This is a genomic window from Schumannella sp. 10F1B-5-1 (genome assembly GCF_006517535.1).
GTDB lineage: Bacteria > Actinomycetota > Actinomycetes > Actinomycetales > Microbacteriaceae > Schumannella.
On record NZ_VHQH01000135.1, the window covers coordinates 1 to 221 of the forward strand.

The window sequence follows — 221 nt, forward strand, 5'->3', positions numbered from 1 at the left end:
GGCGGAGGGGGTCGAGGGCGGGTTCGCTCTCGTCTACAAGGTGCTGTCGACGCTCGAGGAGACCGGGCGGGTGCGGCGCGGCTACTTCGTCGAGGGCCTCGGGGCGGCGCAGTTCGCGACGCCGGCGACCGTCGACCGCCTGCGCGCGTTCCACGGCGACCGCGACGACGAGGCGCCGCCGGTCGCGGTGACGCTCGGGGCGACCGATCCCGCGAACCCCT

The 221-nt window shown here is 76.0% G+C and carries 1 protein-coding gene; it reads left to right on the forward strand.

Translation table 11 applies throughout. The annotated features are described in order from the left end of the window. Positions 1-221: hypothetical protein (locus tag FJ658_RS15205; RefSeq protein WP_141146221.1), on the forward strand; the 221-nt coding region annotated here is incomplete at both ends.